Annotated in this window: 21 protein-coding genes, 1 tRNA gene and 1 pseudogene; 12 read left to right on the forward strand and 11 right to left on the reverse strand. The window is 66.4% G+C overall.

Annotated elements, in window-relative coordinates:
* Nucleotides 1-307: 307 nt before the first annotated feature.
* The 3 genes and pseudogenes from ACVIJ6_RS12900 (at nt 308) to ACVIJ6_RS12910 (ending at nt 3,151) form a co-directional block, all read left to right on the forward strand.
* Nucleotides 308-1,493 (forward strand): annotated as a pseudogene (locus tag ACVIJ6_RS12900) (ABC transporter substrate-binding protein).
* Nucleotides 1,494-1,580: 87 nt separating this feature from the next.
* On the forward strand, nt 1,581-2,375 hold the full coding sequence (locus ACVIJ6_RS12905) for an enoyl-CoA hydratase (protein WP_456773028.1): 795 nt from the start codon (nt 1,581-1,583) through the stop codon (nt 2,373-2,375).
* A gap of 14 nt (nt 2,376-2,389) precedes the next feature.
* A complete protein-coding gene (locus ACVIJ6_RS12910) occupies nt 2,390-3,151 on the forward strand; it encodes a hypothetical protein (protein ID WP_456773029.1) in 762 nt (253 codons plus the stop codon).
* A gap of 34 nt (nt 3,152-3,185) precedes the next feature.
* On the opposite strand, the gene ACVIJ6_RS12915 is transcribed toward ACVIJ6_RS12910, so the two are convergent.
* The 3 genes from ACVIJ6_RS12915 to ACVIJ6_RS12925 form a co-directional block, all read right to left on the reverse strand.
* The gene (locus ACVIJ6_RS12915; protein WP_456773030.1) at nt 3,186-3,992 is read right to left on the reverse strand and encodes an enoyl-CoA hydratase/isomerase family protein; all 807 of its coding nucleotides are present in this window, start codon (nt 3,990-3,992) and stop codon (nt 3,186-3,188) included.
* Nucleotides 3,993-4,149: 157 nt separating this feature from the next.
* On the reverse strand, nt 4,150-5,307 hold the full coding sequence (locus tag ACVIJ6_RS12920) for an acyl-CoA dehydrogenase family protein (protein ID WP_456773031.1): 1,158 nt from the start codon (nt 5,305-5,307) through the stop codon (nt 4,150-4,152).
* Nucleotides 5,308-5,334: 27 nt separating this feature from the next.
* Complete coding sequence (locus tag ACVIJ6_RS12925) at nt 5,335-6,399, reverse strand: acyl-CoA dehydrogenase family protein (RefSeq protein WP_456773032.1); 1,065 nt, start codon at nt 6,397-6,399, stop codon at nt 5,335-5,337.
* Between ACVIJ6_RS12925 and ACVIJ6_RS12930 the strand changes: the two genes are divergently transcribed.
* Both ACVIJ6_RS12930 and ACVIJ6_RS12935 read left to right on the forward strand, forming a co-directional pair.
* Nucleotides 6,380-6,604, forward strand: coding sequence for a hypothetical protein (locus tag ACVIJ6_RS12930; RefSeq protein ID WP_456773033.1), 225 nt, complete (start codon nt 6,380-6,382; stop codon nt 6,602-6,604). The genes ACVIJ6_RS12925 and ACVIJ6_RS12930 overlap by 20 nt on opposite strands.
* A 36-nt stretch (nt 6,605-6,640) precedes the next feature.
* Nucleotides 6,641-7,423: an SDR family NAD(P)-dependent oxidoreductase gene (locus tag ACVIJ6_RS12935; protein ID WP_456773034.1), complete on the forward strand. Its 783-nt coding sequence runs from the start codon at nt 6,641-6,643 to the stop codon at nt 7,421-7,423.
* A 114-nt stretch (nt 7,424-7,537) separates the two neighbouring features.
* Here ACVIJ6_RS12935 and ACVIJ6_RS12940 read toward each other — a convergent pair whose 3' ends face one another.
* Nucleotides 7,538-7,804, reverse strand: coding sequence for a GlsB/YeaQ/YmgE family stress response membrane protein (locus ACVIJ6_RS12940; RefSeq protein WP_456773035.1), 267 nt, complete (start codon nt 7,802-7,804; stop codon nt 7,538-7,540).
* A 35-nt stretch (nt 7,805-7,839) separates the two neighbouring features.
* The gene (locus ACVIJ6_RS12945) at nt 7,840-8,436 is read right to left on the reverse strand and encodes a YidB family protein (RefSeq protein WP_456773036.1); all 597 of its coding nucleotides are present in this window, start codon (nt 8,434-8,436) and stop codon (nt 7,840-7,842) included.
* Between the two features lie 193 nt (nt 8,437-8,629).
* Here ACVIJ6_RS12945 and ACVIJ6_RS12950 point away from each other — a divergent pair, with 193 nt between their 5' ends.
* Nucleotides 8,630-9,184, forward strand: a complete 555-nt coding sequence (locus ACVIJ6_RS12950) for a hypothetical protein (protein ID WP_456773037.1) — start codon at nt 8,630-8,632, stop codon at nt 9,182-9,184.
* Nucleotides 9,185-9,302: 118 nt separating this feature from the next.
* On the opposite strand, the gene ACVIJ6_RS12955 is transcribed toward ACVIJ6_RS12950, so the two are convergent.
* Nucleotides 9,303-9,983, reverse strand: a complete 681-nt coding sequence (locus ACVIJ6_RS12955) for a hypothetical protein (RefSeq protein WP_456773038.1) — start codon at nt 9,981-9,983, stop codon at nt 9,303-9,305.
* A gap of 349 nt (nt 9,984-10,332) precedes the next feature.
* Between ACVIJ6_RS12955 and ACVIJ6_RS12960 the strand changes: the two genes are divergently transcribed.
* Nucleotides 10,333-12,459: a phytoene desaturase family protein gene (locus tag ACVIJ6_RS12960; protein ID WP_456773039.1), complete on the forward strand. Its 2,127-nt coding sequence runs from the start codon at nt 10,333-10,335 to the stop codon at nt 12,457-12,459.
* Between the two features lie 107 nt (nt 12,460-12,566).
* On the forward strand, nt 12,567-13,028 hold the full coding sequence (locus ACVIJ6_RS12965; RefSeq protein WP_456773040.1) for a hypothetical protein: 462 nt from the start codon (nt 12,567-12,569) through the stop codon (nt 13,026-13,028).
* On the opposite strand, the gene ACVIJ6_RS12970 is transcribed toward ACVIJ6_RS12965, so the two are convergent.
* Genes ACVIJ6_RS12970 through ACVIJ6_RS12980 form a run of 3 tightly spaced genes read right to left on the reverse strand, consistent with a single transcriptional unit; the run spans nt 13,016 to nt 15,532 of the window.
* On the reverse strand, nt 13,016-13,960 hold the full coding sequence (locus ACVIJ6_RS12970; RefSeq protein WP_456773041.1) for a M28 family peptidase: 945 nt from the start codon (nt 13,958-13,960) through the stop codon (nt 13,016-13,018). The two genes, ACVIJ6_RS12965 and ACVIJ6_RS12970, sit on opposite strands and share 13 nt — an antisense overlap.
* 34 nt (nt 13,961-13,994) lie before the next feature.
* Nucleotides 13,995-14,612: a fused MFS/spermidine synthase gene (locus ACVIJ6_RS12975; protein ID WP_456773042.1), complete on the reverse strand. Its 618-nt coding sequence runs from the start codon at nt 14,610-14,612 to the stop codon at nt 13,995-13,997.
* Nucleotides 14,609-15,532 (reverse strand): spermidine synthase, encoded by a 924-nt coding sequence (locus ACVIJ6_RS12980; protein WP_456773043.1) that lies wholly within the window; start codon nt 15,530-15,532, stop codon nt 14,609-14,611. Before ACVIJ6_RS12980 ends, ACVIJ6_RS12975 begins: the two co-directional genes overlap by 4 nt.
* Before the next feature lie 377 nt (nt 15,533-15,909).
* Between ACVIJ6_RS12980 and ACVIJ6_RS12985 the strand changes: the two genes are divergently transcribed.
* From ACVIJ6_RS12985 to ACVIJ6_RS12995, 3 genes are all read left to right on the forward strand, one after another.
* Nucleotides 15,910-16,935 (forward strand): alpha/beta hydrolase, encoded by a 1,026-nt coding sequence (locus ACVIJ6_RS12985; protein WP_456776972.1) that lies wholly within the window; start codon nt 15,910-15,912, stop codon nt 16,933-16,935.
* Nucleotides 16,936-17,058: 123 nt separating this feature from the next.
* Nucleotides 17,059-17,135: transfer RNA gene (locus tag ACVIJ6_RS12990), tRNA-Arg, on the forward strand.
* Between the two features lie 189 nt (nt 17,136-17,324).
* Nucleotides 17,325-18,017 carry a flavin reductase family protein gene (locus ACVIJ6_RS12995; protein WP_456773044.1) on the forward strand — a complete coding sequence of 231 codons (693 nt, stop codon included), beginning with the start codon at nt 17,325-17,327 and terminating at the stop codon, nt 18,015-18,017.
* Nucleotides 18,018-18,097: 80 nt separating this feature from the next.
* On the opposite strand, the gene ACVIJ6_RS13000 is transcribed toward ACVIJ6_RS12995, so the two are convergent.
* Nucleotides 18,098-19,801, reverse strand: a complete 1,704-nt coding sequence (locus ACVIJ6_RS13000; RefSeq protein WP_456776973.1) for an autotransporter outer membrane beta-barrel domain-containing protein — start codon at nt 19,799-19,801, stop codon at nt 18,098-18,100.
* Entirely contained in the window at nt 19,776-21,638 is a 1,863-nt protein-coding gene (locus tag ACVIJ6_RS13005; RefSeq protein WP_456773045.1) for a phosphatase PAP2 family protein, read from the reverse strand. Before ACVIJ6_RS13005 ends, ACVIJ6_RS13000 begins: the two co-directional genes overlap by 26 nt.
* 407 nt (nt 21,639-22,045) lie before the next feature.
* Between ACVIJ6_RS13005 and ACVIJ6_RS13010 the strand changes: the two genes are divergently transcribed.
* A complete protein-coding gene (locus ACVIJ6_RS13010; protein WP_456773046.1) occupies nt 22,046-24,160 on the forward strand; it encodes a tetratricopeptide repeat protein in 2,115 nt (704 codons plus the stop codon).
* Nucleotides 24,161-24,242 lie beyond the last annotated feature (82 nt).

Raw genomic sequence — 24,242 nt, forward strand, 5'->3', positions numbered from 1 at the left:
CATGGCGCCGCGCCGCTCGTCGTGACGGCCGCGGACTGCGCAGCGAATATCAGGACGGCCCCGAGCCAGTCTCTGTTGCGAATCCCGCAGCGGATCATCGACGCCTTTTCCATGCTGCATGATGGCACGTTTGGTCCATTCCATTGAGCGGAAAACGGCGTCGCGCGATGGCATTGTGAATGCTTGCCGCTGAGATGCGCCTGCGTCATGATGCGAACTATCAACGAGGCTGCCGCCATGTAGCGGCGTGCCCGGCAGGGAGGAATCGATGAACAGGTCCATTGGCGGCGCAGCTGCGTCGTTGTTCATGCTGGCGTCAGCGCTGACGCTGTCGGCCGGCGCGGCGCACGCGCAGAGCAAGCCGCCGCTGAAGATCGGCGGCATTCTCGACATGTCGAGTCTCTACGCCGACATCACCGGTCCCGGCAGCGAGACCGCGGCGAAGATGGCAGTCGAGGATTTCGGCGGCGAGGTGCTGGGACGCAAGATCGAGGTGCTCGCTGCCGATCATCTCAACAAGGCCGATCTCGCCGCCAACATTGCCCGCGACATGCTCGACAATCAGGGCGTCGAGATGATCTATGACGTCGCGGCCTCCGCCACCGCGCTCGCCGCGGGCGAGATCGCCAAGGCGCGCAACAAGATCATCATCTTCAATGGCCCCGGTTCGGTCCGGCTTTCCAACGAAGCCTGCGGCCCCTACACCGTGCACTACGTGTTCGATACTTTCGCGCAGGCCAACGTCACCGGCCTTGCAGCGGTGAAGTCCGGCCTCGACAGCTGGTTCTTCCTCACCGCCGACTACGCCTTCGGCCAGGATCTGGAGAAGGACACGACGGCCGTCGTGGTGAAGTCGCGGCGGCAAGGTGCTGGGCAGCGTGCGGCATCCGCTCAACACGTCCGACTTCTCGTCCTTCCTGCTGCAGGCCCAGGCCTCCAAGGCCAAGGTGATCGGGCTCGCCAATGCGGGCGGCGATACCATCAACGCGATCAAGCAGGCCGCGGAATTCGGCCTCACCAAGGGTGGCCAGAAGCTGTCGCCGCTGCTCGCTTTCGTCTCGGACATCGACAGCGTCGGGCTGGAGACCGCGCAGGGCCTGCTGGTCGCGGAGGCGTTCTACTGGGACCTCAACGACGAGACCCGCGCCTTCACGAAGCGCTTCATGGAGCGCACCAAGCGGGTTCCGACCTCGGCCCAGGCCGGCGTCTATTCGTCGGTGACGCACTATTTGAAAGCGGTGAAGGCGGCAGGCACCACGGATCCCGACGCCGTGATGAAGGTCATGCGGGCAACCCCGATCAATGACATGTTCGCCAAGGGCGGTCGGATTCGCGAGGACGGCCGCATGGTGCATGATATGTATCTGTTCGAGGTCAAGAAGCCCTCGGAGTCGAGGGCGAAGTCCGACGACTACAAGCTGCTTGCGACGGTGCCCGGCAACGAGGCGTTCCAGTCTTTGGAATTGTCGCGCTGTCCGCTGGTGAAGAAGTAGCTATCAACATTGCGCAGAGCCGTCGGGCTCGCCACAGGCGGGACCCGCGGCGCCGCGCATCGAGGCCAGATCCGGAGAGGTTCCGTCATGACCACCAACACTACCGTGCTGCAGCATCTGGACGCCGGCCTGCTCACGATCACGATGAACCGTCCTGAGCGGCGCAACGCGCTCAACAGCGACCTGACCAAGGGGCTCGTGGAGGCGGCGCATCGCGCGGCTGATGACCCGGAGGTGCGCGCGGTGCTTCTGAAAGGCGCCGGCGGCACGTTCTGCGTCGGTGGTGACGTCAAGGCGATGGCCGAGGCGAAGGGGACGCCGTCGTTCGAGACCAAGGTGTCGACGTTGCGCGAGCGCATGGAGGTGTCGCGCCTGCTGCACCAGATGCAGAAGCCGGTCGTCGCGCAGATCGATGGTGCCGCTGCGGGCGCCGGCCTGTCGATAGCGCTCGCCTGCGATCTCCGCGTCGCCGGCGCCTCCGCCAAGATCACGACCGCCTTTGCCAAGGTCGGCCTGTCGGGTGATTTTGGCGGCACTTATTTCCTCACGCAGTTGCTTGGCAGCGCCAAGGCCCGCGAGCTCTATCTGACCTCCCCGATCCTCTCCGCGCAGGAGGCGCTGGCCCTGGGCATGGTGACGAAGGTGGTGCCAGACGCCGAGGTCGCCGCCGCCGCGCACGCGCTTGCGCTGTCGCTGGCGGAGGGGCCGAGCGTGACCCTCGGCTACATCAAGCGCAACATCAACAATGCCGAGACGATGCCCTTGGAGGCCTGCTTCGATGCCGAGGCGGTGCATCACTCGCGCTGCAGCGACACGGAGGATCACAAGGAAGCCGCAAAAGCCTTCGTCGAGAAACGGGCGCCCGTTTATCGCGGCCGATAGACCGGGCCCGCGCCATGACCGATCTGCATCTTCGCCAGGTCTGTCTCGTCGCTCCGCGGCTCGAGCCCGTGGTGTCGGACATCGCGGCGATCATGGGCCTCGACGTCTGCTATCGCGATCCGCATGTCGGGAAATACGGGCTGGAAAATGCGCTGCTGCCCGTCGGGCCGATCCTGCTCGAAGTGGTGGCGCCGATCCGCGACGGCACCGCGGCGGGCCGCTTCCTGGAGAAGAGCGGGGGACGCGGCGGCTATATGGCGATCTTGACCTGCAAGGATACGGACGGCCGAGCCGCTCGCGCCAATGCCATGGGCGTGCGGACCGCCAACGTCATCGATCATCCGCCGTACCATGGCGTGCAGTTGCATCCACGCGACTGCCGCGCCGCCTTCATCGAGCTCAATCACACCGCGGGAAGCGACGACCTGTTAGGCCCGTATCCACCCGCGGGGCCGGATTGGACGCGGGCCATCCGCAGCGACGTGACGCGCGCGCTGACGGAGATCGCGCTGCAGAGCCCCGAACCGGGGTCGCTGGCGGCGCATTGGGGCCGCATTCTGGACCTGGCCCCTGCAATGCGTGCCGACGGCGTCCTGCAGCTGACGCTGCCGAATGCCCGCATCCGCGTCGAGCCGGGTGAGCGCGAGCTCATGAGCGGCCTGACGTTCCGCGTCGCGGATGCAGCGCGTGTCACCGACGCCGCGCGGGCGCGCGGCTATCGGATGTCAGGTGATGGTTTCGAGATTGCTGGTGTGACCTTTCTGCTCACCGCGTGAGCGCGTCGGCTCAGTCGTCGCACCAGTGCCTCTGTCACCGCCCCTTGAAATTCGCGAAGCGCCGCTCCTCGGTGGCCTTGACGCCTTCCTTGAAATCCTCCGTCGCACGTAGCCGTGTCTGCTCGGCAAGCTCGTGCTCGGTGGCGGCCATCACGCGGTCGGCGAGGCCGGCGCGCATCGTGGCCCGGGTCGAGAGCAGGCCCAGCGGGGCACATTCGGCGATCTCGGCGGCGAGCTTCATCGCGGCTGTCCGCACCTGGTCCTGCGGCACGCATTCATTGGCGAGCCCCATTTTATAGGCGTCCTCGCCGGTGACGCGGCGGCTGGTGTAGAACATCAGCTCGGCGTTGTTCTTGCCGATCAGCTCCGGCAAGGTCACCGTCAGTCCGAAGCCCGGATGGAAGCCGAGCTTGGTGAAGTTGGCCGAGAAGCGTGCTTCCGGGCAGGTGACGCGGAAATCGGCCGATACCGCGAGGCCCAGTCCGCCGCCGATCGCCGCGCCATGGACGGCGGCCACGATCGGCTTCTTGCAGCGGAAGATGCGCACCGCCTGCATATAGAGATGGTTGATCGGTCCGAGACTGTCGGCCAGATCGCCTTTCGCCTCGGCCGCCTCCTGCGCCTGCCGCGCCGGGTCGGTGAAGTTGGCACCGGCGCAGAATGCCTTGCCTTGCGCCGCCAGTACCGACGCGCGGATCTCGATGTCGCGGTCGAAGCCCTCGAGCGCATCCGCGATCTGGTTGATCAGCGAAATGTCGAAGAAGTTGAGCGGCGGCCGGCGGATCTCGATCAGGCCGACATGGCCGTGGATCTCGACGCCGATGTCCGGAAAGTGGGTCATGGTGTGGTCTCCAACTCTGATTGTCCGGGCGTCATTGCGAGCGAAGCGAAGCAATCCAGAGTCTTTGCTCGGTCCTGGATTGCTTCGCTTCGCTCGCAATGACGGTGTGCAAATGACGACGGCCGTCAGCCCGCGATGACGCGGATGCCCAGTGGCGTCACCGCAGACCCAGCCCGCGCGCGATGATGCCTCGCAGCACCTCGGTGGTGCCACCCTGAATGGTGAGCTTCGGCGCGGTGCGGATCGCAAAGCTCAGCTGATTCTCCAAGGTCTCGCGATTGCCGGCGTCCTCCTCGACAAAGGCCGCGAGGTCGCGCACCCGGTGCGGCAGCTGCTGCTCCCAGATCGTGCCGACATCCTTGACGATCGAGGCCTCCACCACCGGCTCCTTGCCGGCCTGCAGCATGCCGGCGACCGAGACCGACATCCGCCGCATCGTGTGCAACTGCGCCACCAGGCGGCCGATGCCCTCGGCGCCACGGGTGTCAGGATCAGGACCCACGGCGCGCACCAGCTCGGTCAGCACATAATAGGTTTCCAGGAAGCGTTCGGGTCCCGACCGTTCATAGGCGAGCTCCGAGGTCGCCTGCTTCCAGGCGCTGTCGATCTCGCCGAGTTGATGATCATCGGGCACGAACGCGTCGGTGAAGACGACCTCGTTGAACTCCTTCTGGCCCGTGATTTGTGGAATCGGATTCACCTTGATGCCCGGCGATTTCATGTCGACGAGGAACTGCGTCAGCCCGTGACGCCGGTTTTCCTTGGTCGCCGGGGAGGTCCGGAAGATCGCGATCATATAGTCGGCCATGTGCGCCGACGTGGTCCAGATCTTCGAACCGTTGATCAGCCAGCCGCCCTCGGTCCTGGTCGCGCGGGTCTTGGCGGCGAACAGGTCCGAGCCGGAATTGGGCTCGCTCATGCCGATGGCGAAGCACAACTCGCCGCGGCAGATCCGCGGCAGAATGTCCATCTTGATATGTTCGGGCGCATAGCGCAGCAGGATCGGCCCGCTCTGGCGGTCGGCGACGAAGAAGCGGCGCACCGGCGCGTTGGCGACCCGCATCTCCTCGGTCACCACGTAGCGCTCCAGGAACGAGCGCTCGTGACCGCCGTATTTTTTCGGCCAGGTCATACCGATCCAGCCACGCTCGCCGACCCGCCGCGAGAACTCGCGGGCATCGGCATCCTCGCGCAATGGCTGGAACGGGTTGAACGTGCCGGCTGCGATCTCCTCGGCGAGAAAGGCGCGGACCTCCTTGCGCAGCTCCTCGCATTCGGGCGGCAGACGGATCGGATCGAAACGGAGCGCGGTCATCGGCTATCCTTCTCGTTTCGTTTCGCTTCAGCGTGATGCGACCAGCGGCCACAGCTCGTCGGCGCCGCGGGCAGCGATGCGCCGGCCGAGCGCGACGGCCCAGTGGCTCTCGGAGCCGAAATCGTCGCGCCAGGCCAGCGCGCGCAGCGAGAACCGGTGCAGGATGTGTTCGGTGGTGAAGCCGATCGCGCCGTGCACCTGGTGGGCAATCGCGGCGCCTTTCTCGGCTGCCTCGGCACAGCGAATCTTCGCCGATGCCGCCTCGAGAAATACGGCGTCGTCGAAGGCGCCGCCGCGGGCGATCGCATCGGCTGCCGACGTCGCGGCGGCGCTGGCGGCCGCAGCCTCGCCGGCCAGCCGTGCAAGGTTATGTTGCACCGCCTGGAATTTGCCGATCGGCTTTTCGAACGCGACACGCTCGCCGGCATAGGTGACGCTGATTTCGAGCAGCCGGTCGAGCGCGCCGGCGATCTGCAGGCCGCGCACGACGCCGCCCATCAGCATCATATTGTCTTGATCGAAGCCGGCGGGCGCCGAACGGATGGCCACCGGAGCCACCCTGTCGAAGATGACGGTGTCGCTGGGATCGTTGGCGAGCGACAGGCCGGGCTCGATGCGTAGCTGGTCCGCCGCGACCAGCGCAATCGAGACGCCGTCATCGCCATGGGCGACCACCGCGACATGGCGTGCCGCTTTGGCGAACGCGACGCTGCGGGCGCGGCCGGACAGCGTGCCGTCGGCGCCGAGCGCGATCCTGTCGTTCGGGCGCGCGGGCGCGATCGTCATGCTGCCCTCAGGCGCAGCGATGCCGCCTTGTTGCAGCAGCCAGCCGGCCAGCAGCGTCTCCGCCAGCGGCACCGCGACGGCGAAACGGCCGGCGGTATTGATGACCGCGAAGCCGTCGGCGAGATCGGCGCCGGCCCCGCCGAGCTCCTCGGCGACCCATGCGAGCGGCAGGCCGGCCTCGCTCAGCGCCTGCCACAGCGGTAGCCGCCAGCCGCCGCTCTTGTCGTGATTGATCGTCTGCGGATCAGCGAGATCGGCGAAGATCTTCTCCGCGGTCGCGACCACGATGTTCTCAGCTTCCGCCACGGCGTTCCTCGTCCTGATTATTCGACCTTGTTCGACCTCGCTGCAGCACGAGATCCGCGTCGGTCGTTTGCGCGGCATGATGAGCGCAAGCGGCGATGATGACAAGCGCTGGCGCCGCAACGCCATGCCCGCGCGCCGCATGGGCTGCCTTGATTTCCGCGTTGCGGAGATTGCAGCGATTTGCACGGCACCAGAACTTGGCTAAGAAGGCAGCCGGGTTAGATGAGAGGGAGAGGCCGGCATGCCGACCAAGGGTCTTTGCGCGATCGTGACGGGTTCGGCATCGGGTCTCGGAGCCGCGACCGCGCTCTTGCTGGCGAAGGCCGGCATGCGCATCGTCGTCAATTATTCGAACAGCAAGACCGAAGCCGAGCAGACGGCGGATCTCTGCCGCACGGCGGGCGCCGACGTCATCGTGGTGCAGGGCGACGTGTCGCGCGACGAGGACTGCAAGACCATCGTTGCGGCGGCCGCGCCCTGGGGACGGCTCGATGCGCTCGTCAACAATGCCGGCACCACCAAGCATGTCCCGCACGATCAGCTGGACGGCCTGTCGGCCGAGGATTTTCAGCGCATCTACGCGGTGAACACGATCGGTCCGTTCCAGATGATCCGCGCGGCGCGTCCGCTGCTCGAAGCCGCTGCCAAGGCGACCGTCCGCGCCTCCGCCGTCGTCAACGTCTCCTCGGTCGCCGGCATCAGCGGCATCGGCTCCTCGGTGGCCTATGCTGCCAGCAAGGGTGCGCTCAACACCATGACCTTGTCGCTGGCGCGCGCGCTGGCGCCGTCGATCCGCGTCAACACCGTCTGTCCTGGCTATATCGACACGCCCTGGTTCACCAAGGGCCGTGGCGAGGCCGGCGCCAAGCAGGTGCGCGATGCCGTGGTCGCGCGCGTGCCGCTGCGCGTCGCGTCGACGGCAGAGGACATCGCGCAGCTGGTCGCGTTCCTGGCCACCCCGGCATCGGGGCACATGACCGGCGAGGTCGTGCGCATGGATGCCGGGATGCATCTGGTCGGGTAGTCGTTGCGAGCAGCCGAGGCGGTCCGGCTTTTCGATGCTGGATTGCTTCGGCCGATGCCGTTCGCGCGCCAGCGCAAACGTCGCTTTCGTCCGCAATGACGGGCGACGTCGGCGCTACCGGTTGAAATCGCGGATCTTGCCGCTGGCGACCAGCCGGTTCCACACGAACAGGACGACGATGGCGCCGATGGTCGCCGTGACGTAGCCGGCGCCCTGGTCTGGGCCGTAATGGCCGATCGTCTGCCCGATGGCGGTGGCGACGAACGCGCCGACGATGCCGAGCACAACGGTCAGAATGAAGCCGGAGGGATTGTTCGGCCCTGGCGAGAGAAGCCGCGCGAGGAAGCCTGCAACCAGCCCGACGATGAGAATGTGCAACACGAGTCCTGTCCTTCCCGTCACGTCATCCAGGATCGTCAGATCCGGCCCGCCAGCTCATGCTCGGTCGGCAGCCGTCCGTCCGGCGTCAGCTGATCGATCACCTTCGGCAGATACTGGCTCAGCCCGTTCAGCAATTCGTCCCGCGACAGACCACTCTGTGCGGTGAGCTGATCGAGCTGGTCGGCGCCGAGTGCGTTGGCGAGGTCGCCAGGCGAGATCGGCTTGTTCTGACCAGGCGAAACCCAGGACTTGGCGGTGTCGCCGTGGCCGTTCTCCTGGAATTGCCGCAGCAGATCGCCGAGGCCGCCGGACAGCACGCTGCCCGCTGCGCCACCGGCCAGCAGGCCGCCAAGTCCTCCGGCGAGAATGTTGCCAAGTCCGCCGCCAAGTCCCCCGCTGAGCCCGCCACCCAGCGGCCCGCCCTGATGGCCGGTCGGCTGCGGCGGCGGAACCGGCGCAGGCGCCGCATTCGGCTGCTGATTGCCCTGCGAGAAGTGCTTCACCGCCTTCCACGCCAGCAGCGCGAGGATGGCCATCGTCATCGGCGACATGCCGCCGTTCTGCTGCGTGGTGGGGTGACTCGGCCCATGCGGGCCGTTCTGCATGCCGTTCAGGATATCGAGTAGACCCATGATCCGCCTCCTGCGCCCCGCACGTAAAAATACTGATTGGAGATGACGGTTACAAGGCGCTTACGGCAACTCGATTGCATGGGCGCGATTATACCGGAAGGCCGCGCAAGGCCCGCCATGTTGGTGATCAGCTTCACGTCCTGAGCAGATGCCGCGCCATCTGTGCCCGCGAACAGCCCTCGACGACCCAACGATGTCAGCAAAGCTTCGGCGGTCGCTTACGACAGGCGCCCGCGCCTTGGTGATGACGGGCGTGCCGAACATCCGTCATCTGCAGCAGCTCCAGATGATGGCGAACGCGACGCAGAAGACGCCCGATCAGTTCCGCATCGGCCTCTATCCGTTCGTTCGCGATCTCCTTGCCTACGCCGCTGACCGCGAACATCAACGGCTTGCCAGCGGCGCCGAGGACGATCAGTCGGATACGATCAATGACGCCGCCGCCAATCTCGCAAGTCAGCTAGCCATTCAGCGACGACCATGGGTACGTCGGAATGCACCACGGCTGAGGAGCCGTGGCATCATCGTTGCCGTGCTCTCCATTCCGTATCAGCCGATCCGGAATCCGACGAGTTGCGCCAATTCCGCGGACTTTGACGCCAACGCCAACATTCCCAAGATACCGCCGAGCCTGCAGGCCTGTGCGTCGCCCGGCTATTTCCATACCGCGAATTCGCCGGCGGATATCACGGCGGCGCTGAACGCGATGTTCGACCACGCGCTGGTGACGGCTCACATCACCAATTGAGTGAAGGGAGCGGTCAGCGCGGCGCTCGCGTCACGTCGCTGCGGCTTCGACGCGGGGCCACCGCAGTTGTTCCGGACGGAGGCGGGTGGCTAGTACTTGGTAGCTTTAGTACTTGGTTTCAGTACTTGGCGTCGGCGCGCTTGGGGGCCTTACCGGCCGCGACTTGTCCCTGGCCGGGCCCGCTGAAAATCTTCTTCAACTCGCCGAGCTTCTCCGACAGGACCGGGAAGTTGCAGGAGAAGGAATCCCTGATGACGCCCTTGGCGCATTGCGCCGCTTTGACGCGCGCTCGTGCCTCAACCGTCCCGGCCTGTGGCGGCCGGGTCGGGCGCGGTGCGGGCGTTGCAGGCATCGCTGGCTTCGGCGGCTCGATGGCGGCGCGCGGCGTCATGTCCTTGAGGGATGTCGCCTGCAGGTCCTGCGGCTGCGGTCGCGTCATCATCGCCGAGCTCATATTGGCATGGCGCTGCCGCTCGAGATATTGCGTGTACTGCTGATCGATGAATTTCTGCTCTTCAGGAGTCGGATTGGGACCGGCGATATCGAAGCTGCGGTCCTGCATGAAATCATAATACGCATAGCCGCCGCCGGGCTTCCGCCTCCCGGCAAATTTCGCGTTGCATTGTGCGAGCGCAGCCGTCTTCTCTTCTTTGGTCGCGGACTTCTCGGCCGCGTCGGCGCATTCCTCGAAGTCCGACGGAGCATGGCTCCACCATTGCGCATGCGCGCGTTCCGGTTGAATCGCGGACAGGCAACTCAATGCAGCAAAGACCAGAACTGGCAGGCGGGGTGGATACACGAACGGCTTCCTCAGCGTGTCCCGCCTCAGATGACGGGAGATTGTCGCCAATTTGCGGCGGGGTGTCTCTCTGATGTTGCGCAATTTCCGGCTTTCTTCGTGGCGGACTCGATTCCCGTGATCTTGTTGCCACAGTTGAGCGGCGGCGGAGCGGCACGAAGCGCCTGAATCGTTCCTTGCTGTGGCGCCGGTACGATAGGGAGCACCCTTCTACCATTTTTATCACGTCTCGGTTGATGGACGAATCTTGACGGTGGAAAGATTTGCATTGACCCGCAGCTGGAACTCGTTCTAGGTTATCTTGACGATGGAAAGATGTGTCGCGCCGTCGCGCCGAGGAGAGGCTGGTATGAAGGTATTCCTCACCATCAAGCTCGCGCTGCTGCCATTCGTCGTGTTCTGGGCTGTGCTCGCCTGGCAACAGCCCGCCTGGGCGGTCTGGTCGGGCCTGGGCCTGTCCCTGGCCGGCAATCTCTGGCGCGCCTCTCGCGCCGAGCTTGCCCTGCTGGAACTCGGCGGCCTTGCGCTGTTCGTGCTGCTGGGAATCGCCAACGACGTGGCGCCGAGCTGGACGGCGGCCAATGCATTATGGCTGTCCTTCGCGGGTCTCGGTGGGATCAGCTTCGCTTCGCTCACGGTTGGCCGTCCCTGGACCGCGGATTACGCGCGGGCGAGCTACGCGGACAGCGCGTCGACGCCGCAGTTCCAGCTCATCAACATGCTGATGACGGGACTCTGGGGCATGCTGTTCCTCGTGCTCGGCCTGTGCCGGTGGGCCGGCGTGTCGTCTTGGATCACGACCGCGATCGTGGTCGTCGGTGCGCTGATCTCGATTTTCGGTCCGCACTTTGCGATCCGCCAAGCCTTGATGCGGATGCGGGCCTCACGTGAGGAGTGCCATTGGCCGGCTCCGAGCTTCTCCGCATCCTCGACGATCGATTGCGATGTCGCGGTGATCGGGGCCGGCATCGGCGGGCTCACCGCGGCAGCGCTGCTCGCCGATGCCGGGCTGAAGGTGAAGGTGTTCGATCATCACGTCGTGCCCGGCGGCTTCTGCCATACCTATCTGCGCAAGGCTCATCACGACAACAAGCCGGTGCTCTACCGCTTCGATGCCGGGCCGCATGACTTCTCCGGGGTCTGGCCCGGCGGGCCGGTCGACAGCGTGTTGCGCCGGCTTGGTGTTGCCGACCGGATCCAATGGAAGCGCGTCACCCATTCCTACCGCCTGCGCGGTCGCCGCATCGACGTCCCCGCGGATTGGCGCGCTTATGTCCGGTTGCTGTGCGAGATGTTTCCGGCCAGCGCAGACGGGCTCGTCAAACTCTTCGATACGATCCATGCGATCTTCGAGAGCATGTACGCGACCGGGCGCGGCCGCAGCGGCATTCCCGGAATGCCGGAAACGCTGGAGGAGCTGCTGGCCTTTCCGCGCAAGCATCCGCAGGCCTTTCGCTGGATGAGCCGGCCGTTCGACGACCTGGTCGCCGCGCATGTCTCCGATCCGGAGCTGATTGCCTATCTCAACGCGTTGTCGGGCTATCTCGGCGACGGCAGCGAGCGACTGAGCTGCGCGCAGATGGTCCCGATCTTCGGCTATTATTTCAAGGGCGGCTTCTACCCGGTCGGCGGCTCCGGTCAGTTGGCCGACGTGCTGACTGAAGCGATCACCGCGCGCGGCGGCGAGGTGCTGCTGAAGTCCAAGGTGACACGCATCCTGATCGAACAGGGCCGTGCCGTCGGCGTGGCGCTCGGTGATGGCCGCACCATCCGTGCGCAGGCCGTGGTCTCGAATGCCGATCTCGGGTGCACCTTCACGGAGCTCCTGAAGCCGGATGATCTGCCGGCCGCCTTCCGCGAGCGGGCCGCCGCGATCCTGCCGGCGAACTCGTGCTTCTCGGTGCATCTCGGCCTGGATGTCGTGCCGAATATCGCGCCAGCCACGCATCTCGATGCGCCGTTGGGCGTGGGCCTGGCGGTGATGTCCAAGCTCGATCCCTCCGCGGCGCCGGAGGGGCATGCGACGATGACGATCATCAGCCTGCTGACGCATGAGGAAGCCAAGACGTGGTTTCCGGACGAGGGCGGCGACGAGTGGAAGGACTGGCGGCGCTCGCAGTCCTATGATTCGCGCAAGCAGAAGCTCGGTGATGCCATGGTCGCGGCCGCCGAGACCATCATTCCCGGCCTCTCGCAACATATCGTCTACCGGACGGACGCCAGTCCGGTGACCTATGCGCGCTACGATCTCGCCAAAACCGGCTCGATCTACGGTGTGGCCCGTGCGGGCAGGCTCAAGGGCGCCAAGGCGCCGGTGCACAATCTCGTCATTGCCGGAGGCGGCAATGCGGGGGCGGGTGTCGAGGCGGTGGCGATTTCCGGCGCCGAGGCGGCCGAGGCACTCGTGCCCGGCCTGTTGGCGCGCAAGCAGGCCATGCCGGCTCAAAGGCCAACGCCCGTGCTGGCGATCGCCTGAACGTATTTGGGATGGCTGTGGAGCACAGATCTCCGCCGCTGTCTCGCGCCATGAGCGAGACTGTCGTCGATCGCACGCTATACTAAGCTCGGCCAGCTTGCGGGGGGATGGCCGTGCGATACCGTCATAGACAATGGGGCCTGGTCGCCATCGCGACATGTCTCGGATCGGGCGCGCTTGGCGCGGTGCTGCTGTGGAATGCGGGCCATGGCATCGTCGCCGTCGGGTTGCTCGCGACCGAGCTGGTGATCGCGCTGTTGTTCTCGTCGCTGACGGTGGAGATCGGCGACGGCGAGCTGTGCTGGTTCTTCGGCCCCGGGCTGTGGCGCTACCGTGTGCCGCTCGATGCCATCACCGAGATCGCGGTCGTGCGCAACAAATGGTGGCATGGGCTCGGGGTCGGCATCGTCTCAGGAGTCCGCTTCTACACCGTGTCCGGACTCGACGCGGTCGAGCTACGTCTCGCGCACGGCCATGTGCGTCGCATCGGCACCGATGATCCGCACGGTCTCGCCGCGGCGATTCGTGGCGCGCGGTCGACGCAGCGGCGCGCCGCTCAGGGGGCGTAGAGATAGCGCAGCAAGGTGCGGCCGACACTCTCCAGGCTCTGAGCCGAGCATTGCTCGATTGTGTCCTGCGTGGTGTTGAAATAGGGCTCGTAGTCGAAGTCGATGACCAGGAAGCTCGGAATGCCGGCCGCCTGCAGGGCGGTGTGGTCGTCGCTGATCGGGAAGGTCGTCGGCTCGGGCGAGAAGGCCGATGGCGCGATGCGGCTGCCGATGCTCCAGAACTTCTTGACCTCGGGCAGGGCCGAGGCCAGTGAGGACGGCTCGGGCTGCAGCTTGAGGTCCCTGTCGCAGACCATATCGAAATCGACCGCCTTCTCCGGCTTGCGCAACGGATAATAGTCCTTCAGGTGCGCGGCGAAATGTGGCGACCCCAAAGCACGCCAGGCCGGATCGCCGGCACCCAGCGATTTCGGACCTTCCTCGCCGTCGAAGAAGATCATGTCGACGCCGATATCCAGCTTGGGCGACAGCGACAGCACGCGCGCCGTCTCCAGAAGGAGCGCCACCGCCGAAGCGGAGTTGTTGGCGCCGGGCATCGGCGCGTCCGGCGATTTCGGATCGCGATAGGCCTTGATGATGCTGTCGTAATGGGTCGCGACGATCACGCGGCGCGGATTCTGGATCTGGAAGCGGGCGATGATGTTGGTGAGCGGGATCGCCTTGCCGTCATCGCCCTTGGCGGTGAAGCTTTGCGTCAGCACTGCATCGGCCGCGCTCTTGGCCATCGCCGCCTTGATGTAGTCGATCGTCTTCTGGTGGCCCGGCTCGCCCATCGAACGCGGCGTGAATTGCAGCAGATCGGCAATATGCGCCATCGCACGCTGGCCGTCCCACAGCTCGATCTGCGGCTCGGCCGCGCGCGCGGCAAGCGGGGTCAGCAGCACCACCGCCGCGGTCGCCAGGGCGGCGAGGCGAGGCCAGGACTCAGTCATCGACTCAGTCATCGCAAAGCTCTCAGGATGTATGTCAGGACGACTTTCTGCCGAACGGAATGAACAGGATGGCGGCGCAGCCTGCCAGCATGACAGCGAAATAATAGGTGATCGCGCGCGAGCCGATGGTGGGGATCAGCGCGAAGGTGGTGACCAGCGTGCCGACGACATTGCCGATGGTGGAGACGCCGTAGACGAGGCCGGCGACGCGGCCGGCTTCGCCGGCCGAGCGGGTCAGCAGACTGACCGCGATCGGCGAAAACGTGCCGAGCAGCGTCAGCGGCACCAGCAGCAGCGCTGTCGCGGCCATCAAGGTCGCGGAAGGGCCATCGCCGATCGTGTCGAGAATGTCGGCCATGACGGTGTCGGCGGTCGCCGGCACCAGTGCCATATAGGCCGCGGCGATCAGGATCATGGTGCCGATGGTGCGCGTCGTGGGCTGGCGGTCGACGATGGCGCTGCCGGCGAAATAGCCGATCGCCAGCGCGCACAGCACGGTCGAGATCAGGCTGGCCCAGGCGCCGATGCCGCTGCCGAAATAGGGATTGAGATAGCGGCTGCCGAGCATCTCGAAGCCCATCAGCACGCAGCCGACCAGGAACGAGCAGATATAGATCGCCAGCACGCCCGCGCGGGAGACCGGTTCGCTCACGGCAGCTTCCTGTTGTGGCGCTCGATGCTCTTGAGGGCTTCGACGGGCGCGAAGTCGTCGGTCAGCACCTTGGCCTTGGCGTCGATCACCTGGCCGCTGTCGATGTCGACGCGCTTGCGCTGTGCCAGCATGTCGGCGAGCTTGTAGCGGAAGCCGAACTCCTTGTCGCGCTCCTGGGCGATGGCCGCCAGATCCTCGGGCTTCCGCTCGTCACCCGGATAGGCGACCATGACGATGTTGCCGCCGGCTTCGTAGAAGTCGACCTGCGGGAACACGCTGTGAATGGTCTTGACCGCGGCGTCGAACAGCATGGTCGAGGGTTCGACGTTCTGCGCCACCACGCCGCCCTCGGCGAGATGGTCCTTGACCAGCTGATAGAATTCCTTGGTCAGCAGGTGGAACGGCACGAACGGCCCGCGATAGGCGTCGATCAGGATGATGTCGTAGCGCTCCTTGGACTCCTGCACGTAGAGCCGGCCGTCGCGGTTGACGACATGGAAGTTCGGCTCTTCCTTGATGCCGAAATATTTCTTGGCCAGCTCCAGCACGGTCGGGTCGAGCTCCACCGACGTCACCTGCACCTTGGGCAGGAAGCGGTGGAGATACCAGGCGGTGCGGCCGCCGCCGAAGCCGATTTCCAGGATCGAGCGGACGTCCTTGGCGTACATCGCGCTCGCGGTCATGAAGCGGGTATAGTCGACCGGCAGATCGAGCTCGTCGCGGGTATTGTAGACGCTCTCGGTATAGATGCGCCGGTTGTGACCGAAGGTCATGCTGCGGTAAGGCGCCTGCTCGTAGACATAGATGTTGTTGTAGAGCGACTCCTTGGACTCCAGGAGATTACGGGTGTCCTGCGCGCTTGCGGCGGCGATGGAGACGAGACCTGCGAGTGCGCCTGAGATGACCGACCGGATGAGCATCGACTTGACTGTTTCCCTCAGCTGAATGGAACGGCATCAATGGAACGGGCACGAACGGCTGCCAACATAACGACTGCCAACATGGCGTCGCGAGACAGCCGTCCCTTGAGGCCATGGCTGCGCTCAGGCACGACCAATACGGCGATCCCGAGGCCGGTTCCATGCTGGCGCCGCTCTCTTAGACCATTGGCTGTCTCCCGGATAGTCAAACCGCCCTTGCCAACGGGGCTGTGATCGATCCGCAAGACGGTCGCAGCCCAAGACCGGTCGCAACTGATGTCAGGTTCCAGTCGGGAGCGTATGGTCGCTCGGGGGAGACCGTTCTGCCCCCTCGTCAGGTCGAAGGAGGCCGTATGACGTCGTCGAAATGGGCGCTGATGGGCTTCTTGGGGGTCCTGCTGTTCGCCGCCGTGGCGCTCGGCCGCCTGGCCGTCGCGCAGGATGAGACGGCACCGAACCGCCGGCCGGTCGCGATCGTCGCCGATCAGCGCTTCGCTGTGGGCGACCGCGGCGTTCTGCCACTCTATGTGTCCAGGCCATGGACCGAGAAGCTGCCCGACATCACGCGCGCCGTCGTGGTGCTGCATGGCCGGCTGCGCAACGCCGACGTGTATTTCGAAACGGCCAAGAAGGCGCAGGCCGCGGCTGGCGCCGCGGGCGCGACGACGCTGTTGATCGTGCCGCAATTTCTGGCCGAGGCCGATGTCGAGTTTCATCATTTGCCCGCCGACACCCTGCGCTGGACCCTGACCGGCTGGCAGGGCGGCGACGCCGCGCTCGGGCCGCAGCCGGTGAGCTCGTTCGAGGCGCTGGATGCGATCCTTGCGCAGCTGGCGAATCGCGCGCAGTTCCCGGCCTTGACCGATGTCGTGATCGCGGGCCATTCCGGCGGCGCGCAGGTGGTGCAGCGCTACGCCATTGGCGCCCGCGGCGGGGCGGCGCTGGCGCAGCAGCACATCGCGGTGCGCTATGTGGTCGCCAACCCCTCATCTTACGCCTATTTCTCGGCGGAGCGGCCGGAGCCGGCGATCGCCGCGGCCTGCCCCGGCTATGACAGCTGGAAGTTTGGCATGGTCGACCGTCCGTCCTATCTGGCAGGCGCCACCCCCGCCGAGCTTGAGCAGGCCTATGTCGCCCGCAACTTGATCTATCTGCTCGGGACCCGCGACATCGATCCGCACCATCCCGCCCTCGACAAGAGCTGCATGGCCGAGGCGCAGGGGCCGACCCGCTACGCGCGCGGCCATGCCTATGCCGCGACGATGGCCGCGCGACCCGGCGGGACCCCGCATCATCGGCTGTGGGAGGTCAGCGGCGTCGGCCACAGCGGCGACAGGATGTTCACGTCGGCCTGCGGATTGCAGGCGCTGTTCGACCTGCCGGGCTGTGCGGAGAGCCAATGATCCAGCCGCCCTTTGGCAGGGCTGTGCCGAGTGGAGCAATCCCGGTTGGACTTAAAGGCTTCCGGTCGGTTTCCGGGTCTGCTATGCAGGCTGCCGAAGCAGGTGCACGTCGGTGCAGGCTCCGGTCCCGTAGCTCAGCTGGATAGAGCGGCGGTTTCCTAAACCGTAGGTCGCATGTTCGAGTCATGCCGGGATCGCCATCTGCCGCAGCGTCACGCGCGCGCAGACCTCGTCCAGATCGAAGCGTCTTCTGCTCATGCCCGCGCTCGGGAATCGGGTGGAGCATGGCGTCCCGATCGATGAACCTTCCAGGGTGAGACGGCGGCTCGGGCCCCGTCCGCGCGGTGCGCGACGGCGCCGCCGACATGCATCACCTGGAGAATCTTCCCATGCACGCGACCATCGAGCCCGGCATCCTCTATTTCGGGACGCCTGTGGTCCTCGTCAGTACCGTCAATGCGGACGGCAGTTTCAATCTTGCGCCGATGTCGTCGGCGTTCTGGCTCGGCTGGCGCTGCATGCTCGGCCTCGCGGCGGGATCGAAGACGCCGCAGAACATGCGGCGCACGGGCGAATGTGTCTTGAATCTGCCGTCCGTCGATCTCGTCGCCGCGGTCGATCGCCTCGCGCTGACCACGGGCTCGAACCCGGTGCCGGCGATGAAGCAGCGCAAGGGCTACCGCCATGAGCCGGACAAATTCGCTGCGGCTGGTCTCTCTGCGGTCAGGTCCGAAACCGTCGCCGCGCCGCGCGTCGCCGAATGTCCGGTGCAGCTCGAAGCGCGTGTCGAAGCGGTGCACGGCATCGCCGATGACGACGCGCTGCTGAAGGGGCACATCCAGTGTTTCGAGGTCCGCGTCCAGCGCGTTCATGTCGACGGGGCCCTCCTGATGGACGGCGCGGGCGACCGCATCGATCCCGACAAATGGCGGCCGCTGATCATGAGCTTCCAGCAGTTCTATGGCCTCGGCCCGCGTCTTCACGATTCGCGGCTGGGAACCATTCCGGAAGCGGCCTACCGCACGCCCGATATCGACCGCGCGCGCAAGGTGCCGACGGCGGATCAGGCGGTGGCGAGCTGACGACACGTGCAGTCTGAGGCAGATGAAAAAAGAGCCGCGTCCTTGCGGGCGCGGCTCCGGATGACGGAAGGGGCGTCAGCTCACCATTGATAGCGCAGCCGGCCCGTGCCGGCCCAGGACGTGGCCGACGGCGCGAACTGACCGTCGATCTGGCCCGACAGCGTGAGGTGCGAGGTCAGCGACACCTCGGCGACCCCGGACAGCAGCGCCGAATCCGCTGCGATCCGCGCGCCGGTGGTCACGAAGCTCGCGCCCGGCAAGGTCTGGAATGTCGCCGTCACCGTCGCATCGCGATTGTAGTCGTGGGCCCAGGCCGCCCGACCACGCAGCAGGAAGGTCTCGGAAATCCGGCGATCGGCCCAGACGCCGAGCTCGGTGCGCGGCAAGGTCGCGTCCCGGGCGGCGAAGCTGAGCGCCGCTCCGTTGGTGCCGAGCGAGCTGGTCTCGGTATAGGACGGGCTCCAGACCTGCTGCAGCTGCAGCGCGGCGTAGGGCGTCAGGCTGCTCGGGCCGAGATCGAAGCGGTATCCGGCCTCGGCCCGTGCGGCGAGCGTCGGAGCCGTGTAGCTCGCCCGCAGCGTCTCGGCGGCGCCGGTCGCAAGGTTGCGGGTCGTCGACATCCAATGCGCGCCGGCGGCGAGGCTGCCGGAGAGGTAGGCCTGGCCGAAGCGCCTGGTCGCATAGGCCGCCGCCTGGATGAAATCCGAGCTGCCATAGCCGCCGCCCTGCGCGGAGTTGAAGCTGGTCTGGCCGCCTGAGAGCGCGAAGCCGACCGTCATGTCCGGCGCCAGCCGATAATCGGCGCCGGTGGCGAGGCCGTAGATCCGCGACGAGACGTCCTGGCTGCCGACGGCGGCATCGCCGCCGATGCGGCCGCCGCCGCCGAATGCCGAGCCCCACACCGCCCAGCCCGGCTCCGCCGGCATCGCCTTGGCGAACATCTTCGCCGCTTTCGCGCTCGGGCCGCCGCTCGCGTCCGCATAGGCCATCATCGCCGAGCTGCCGCCGGGCGATGCGAAACCACCGGCGCGGCCGCCGCTGCCGAAGTCGAGCACGGTGGTCATGAAACTTGTCATGCTCTGGCCGAGGCTCTGGGTCGCGGCCGGCGCGCTCTGGCTTGCGAGCTGGTTGAAGATGGCGCTGACGCCCGCGGCGTTCTGGAAGTAGATCGACTGCAGCGACGCTGGCAGCGTGCCGCCTTTGTTGACCGCATTATTCAGCACAGCATAGATCTGCTGCCCATTGCCATTCACGCCGGTCGCCGGCAGCGAAGGCAGCGCCGCCTGGTTCAGCGTGAGATAGGCGTTCTGGCCGTCATAGCTCAGGCTCGGCGCGACATTGGTGGTGCCGGTCATCGTGGTGCTCAAGCCAGCGAAGCTGCCGCTCACGCCGCCGCCGGTCGAGACGATCGCGATTCGGCTGCCGGCCGCGTACATGCCGCCGGCGAATGTCGCCGTGACCTGGCCCGCCAACGTCGCCGTGCCGGAGACGCTGGTGGTACTGAAGCTGCCTGGCGCGAACTGCAGCGCGTAGGTCGCGCCGCTGGTGAAGGCGAGGCTGCCGAGCACGGCGAGCTTGCCGGCCTGGCCGGTGAGGCCGGTGACCGCCTGGTAGCCCGGCGCCAGGGTGCCGGCGACGCTGACGTCGCCGAGCGTGCCGAGGCCGCTCAGCGTGCCGCCCGCATTGACCGTGATCGGCCCCGTCACCGTGGCGCCGGCCGCGACGACCAGCGCGCCGCCAGTGACGGTGGTGCGGCCGCTATAGCTGTTGGTGCCGGCGAGCACGAGCGTGCCGGAGCCGCTCTTGGTCAGAGATCCCGCCCCCGAGATATCGTTGCTCCAAATGTCGAAGGCGTTGTAGCCACCCTGCGCCGCGTCCATGCTGACGGTGACGGCGCTGTCGAACGCGCCATAGCCGTAGGCCGCCTTGTAGAGGTTGATGCGGCCCCAGCCGTCCCAGGTGTTGCCGTCGAGCAGCGCGTAGCCGGACGGCAGCGCCGTCGTGCGCAGGATTTCGGTGCGCTGTGCGTCGCTCAGATAGGGAAAGCGCGTCAGCAGCAACACCTGCGCCTGCACCGGCACGCTCTCCGGCAGGGTCGTGCTGGCGCCAGCGAGCTGCATCCCATAGGTCATGCGATAGGTGTAGCTCGACGGATCGGTGTTGCTCAGATTCACGTCCTTCGAGGATGCCGTGATCGCGGCCGCGCCGCCCTGACTCTGAAGGATGCAGGCCTGCACGCTGACCGTGCCGCAGGATTGCGACAGATACGACTGCGTCTGGGTATAGGCCTGGTACACGGCATAGGCGCTGGCATTGGCGGGATTGGTCCAATCCAGCCGGGTTGCCGCTGGAATCATACAGCGAATTATAGATGTTGGTCGCGGCGATCGCGGTCGCGAACATGCGGCCGCCGATCACGTCGAGCGGCGAGTGCATGCCGGCGAGAATGCGGTTGTTGCCGAGATCGGCCGCGCGGGCCAGCAGGCTCTGATATTCCTGCGGCACCAGGAAGGCGAGCCCGAGCGCCTGCGTGTAGCCGGAATTGGTGTGGCCGCTGATGAAGCCGCCATCGGCATAGGGGTTGGTGCTGTTGATGATCTGCATCAACGGCGAGGGCACGTTGACGTCGGTCGACAGCCGGTAGGGCCGCGCCGACGCGCCGATGCCGGGCACGTAGTCGCCGACATTGAACTGGGTCGGCTGCAGCACGCCGTTCACGATGGTACCGACATTCGGCACGGTGAGATAGCCGAGGCTGGTGCCGTTCGCCGCGTTCTGCGCGTCGATCATTGCCTGGGTCACGGTGAATCCGCGCACCCAATTGGTCACGTTGCCATAGACCGCAGGCACCGTGAGATTGCCGTAATAGGACGGAACGACGATGTTGGCGGTGTCGGCGGTGGAGAGCCCGGTCTTGGCGGTGGCGTTATAGTTGCCGAACGCCGCCGCGAGCGGGCTCACCGTGGTCTGGGTGACCGATGCGCCGAAGGCGGACGGGTTGGTCACCGGCGCGGTCGAGCCCATGTAGCGCTCGAAGGTGCGCTTGGAAGGCTCGGTCGACGAGTTGGCGCGGACGACATTGTTGACGAAATTGACGGCGGAGGCGAGCGGCGTCGCGGTGCCGTTGCCGAAGCTGGTGGCGCCCCAGCTCGCGCTGTTCAGATAGTTGATGTTGGACTGGAAGTTCTGCAGCGTGTACGGCGCGTAGGTGGTCGGTGTCAGGCTGGTCGGCGTGGTGCCGCTGGCCGATGCGCCGGTGCCGGTCATGAAATACCTGGTGAGAGCGCCGAGGCCGTTCAGCACGCTGTATTGCTGGCTGGTGCGGTCGTCATGGATCGCCTCCAGGGTCTGCGCCGCCGTGCGTGCATTGGTCATGCGGATCACGGTCGCAAGGTTCTGCTCCATGACGCCCGTGCCGTTGGTCAGCTTCGGATCGTTCAGCATCAGGTTGGTATAGGCATCGACCACGTTGACCATGGTCGATCCGACCGTCGCGGTGCTGGAATTGGTGAAGTTCACCGGCGGCGTGGTCGGGATGTCGCCGGCCTTCGCGGCGATGGGCAGCAGCGCCGAGCCCAGCGCGGCATATTTCCAGAACTTCAGATACGCAGACGACGACATTGCAACGGTCCCCAGACAAACGAGATAGATGCCGGACGCGCGGCGCCCGGCGGGGACCAGCCGTAAATTCTGCGACGTTTTGTCCCGCCGCCGTCACTATTTACCGTTTGTTTCAGATTCTTAACGGATTGTTAGCGACGTCCATTCCTTGGTGTCTGTCGTCGGAAAGATACACAATCCAAGGTGATCGCGCGCCCTGCGGCTTCGTGCCGCGCGATTCTTACTAACAAATTGGTGTGGCGCCGATCGGTTCTGCCATCTCGGTTGTATCTGCTGCATACGGTCGGAGCGGCGCCGTTCGCGCGTGAAATGGCGCCCGTCGCCGCGCGCCGGCAGTCCGATGGCTCGCCTGAAATCGGCGCGCCGCCCGTTGAACCCTGCATCCGAGTGCGAGACGTGGGGACATCATGGCGAGCGTGGCTGTCGACCGGCTGCTGATCGAGGCGGCTGATCACTACAATGCAGGGCGGTCTGAGCCCGCGCAGGCGCTCTGCCGCGACATTCTCGATCGTCAGTCGGATCATCTGCCGGCGTTGCATCTCTCGGCGGTCCTCGCTTTCGCCGATGGACGCATGGCCGAGGGCGCGGCGCTGCTGGGCCGTTTGTTTGCGCGCGATCCGGGCCACGCGCCGGCCTATGTGACGCTCGGCGATGCGCTCGCGGTCAAGGGCGAGCGCGACGGCGCGGCCGATGCGTTTGCGCGCGCCGTCGCCTTGCGGCCGCACGATGCCAGCATCCACAGCAAGCTCGGCACCGCGCTGCTCGCGCTGTCGCGCTTCGCCGAGGCCGAGGCTGCCTATCGCCGCGCGCTGGCGCTCGATCCCGCGCTGTCGCATACGCGCTGGAATCTCGCGCTCGCTTTGACCCGTCAGGGACGGATCGCGGAAGCCGAAGCCGCCTATCGCGCGCTGCTCGACCACGATCCGGCCCATCCCGATGGCTGGCGGGCGCTGGCGCATGTGCTGGCCGACCAGCGCCGCTACGATGAGGCCGTACCCGCCTATCGGCAGGCGCTTTCCGCGCAGCCCGCTGATGCCGCCCTTCATGTCAGTCTTGGCGACGTGCTCTACAAGCAGCGGGCCTTCGCCGATGCCGCTCGCCATTATCGCGTTGCCGCCGAGCTCGCCCCCAACGACGCCAACGCCGCGCGGCTGCTCGGGCATGCACTGCACGAGGCCGGACGCGCGACCGAGGCGATCGATGCCTATCGCCGCGCGCAGGCCCTCGACCCGACCGATGTGGTCGTGCTCTCCAATCTCGCCGCCTGCCTGTGCGGTGTCGGCCAGTTCGAGGCCGCCGCCGTGGCCTGCGAGCACGCGCTGGCGCTGCAGCCCGACCACGCTCCGGCGCACACCAATCTCGGCATCATCCATGAGATGCGCGGCGAGATCGACGCGGCGGTGTCGGCGCATCGCCGCGCCGTTGCCGCCGATCCGGCCTATGCCAAGGGCCATGCCAATCTGGCGGTGGCGCTGCGCAATGCCGGCGACATCGACGCCGCGCTGGCCGCCTCGCATCGCGCCGTCGCGCTGGCGCCCGACAATGCGCTCGCCCGCTACAACCACGCGCATTTCCTGCTGATGTGCGGCGATCTCCCGAACGGCTTTGCCGAGCATCGCTGGGGCCGCGACTGTCCGGACCTCTCTGCGGGCATGCCGCGCTTCGATGCGCCGGAATGGCAGGGAGAGCCGCTTGAGGGGCGAACGCTGCTGCTGTTCGCCGAATACGGCATTGGCGATGCGCTGCAGTTCGTCCGCTACATCGATTGCGTCAAGCGGATGGGCGGTTCGGTCGCGCTGCAGGTGCAGCCGGCGATCGCGGCGCTGCTGCGCTGCCTGGAGGGCGTCACCGTGCTGGCGCGCGGCGATAAGCTGCCGCCATTCGACCTGCAGCTGCCGCTGATGGACCTGCCGCGCATCTTCGGCACGACGCTGAAGACCATCCCGGCCGATGTGCCTTATCTCGCCGCAGATCCGATCAAGGTCGCCGCTTGGCGCAACGTGCTCGGCCGCACGCGGGCCTTGAAGGTCGGCGTGGTCTGGGCCGGCAATCCCCGGCACAAGGGCGATCGCCAGCGTTCGCTCGCTGCGCGCGATGTGCTGCCGCGGCTGCTGATGCCCGGCGTCCAGCTCTATTCCCTGCAGAAGGAGCCGCGGCCCGACGATGCGCCCGCGCTGCTGGATCTCGGCAGCGAAATCATCGACCTCGCGCCGCTGCTGAAGGATTTCGCCGAGACGGCTGCCGCCGTCACGGCGCTCGACCTCGTCATTTCCGTCGATACGTCGGTCGCGCATCTCGCCGGCGCGCTTGGCCGCCCGGTGTGGGTGCTACTGCCCTATGCGCTCGACTGGCGCTGGCTGCGCGACCGCGCCGATACGCCCTGGTATCCGACCATGCGGCTGTTCCGCCAGGAGCAGCCGATGGCCTGGGACGGCGTGCTGGCGCGGGCGGCGGCCGAGCTGGCGCGGGTGGCCGCGGGGAAGCGCGAGCGGCTTCTGCCGCGAGATGTCGAGGCGACGTAAGCGAGGCGCGCGAAGCGGGCAGCGGACAATGCGAGTGTGCGCCGCCGCCGACCAGGCGCCAATGCTCTGCGCGAGCGCAGGA

The organism is Bradyrhizobium sp. USDA 4369, assembly GCF_054056435.1.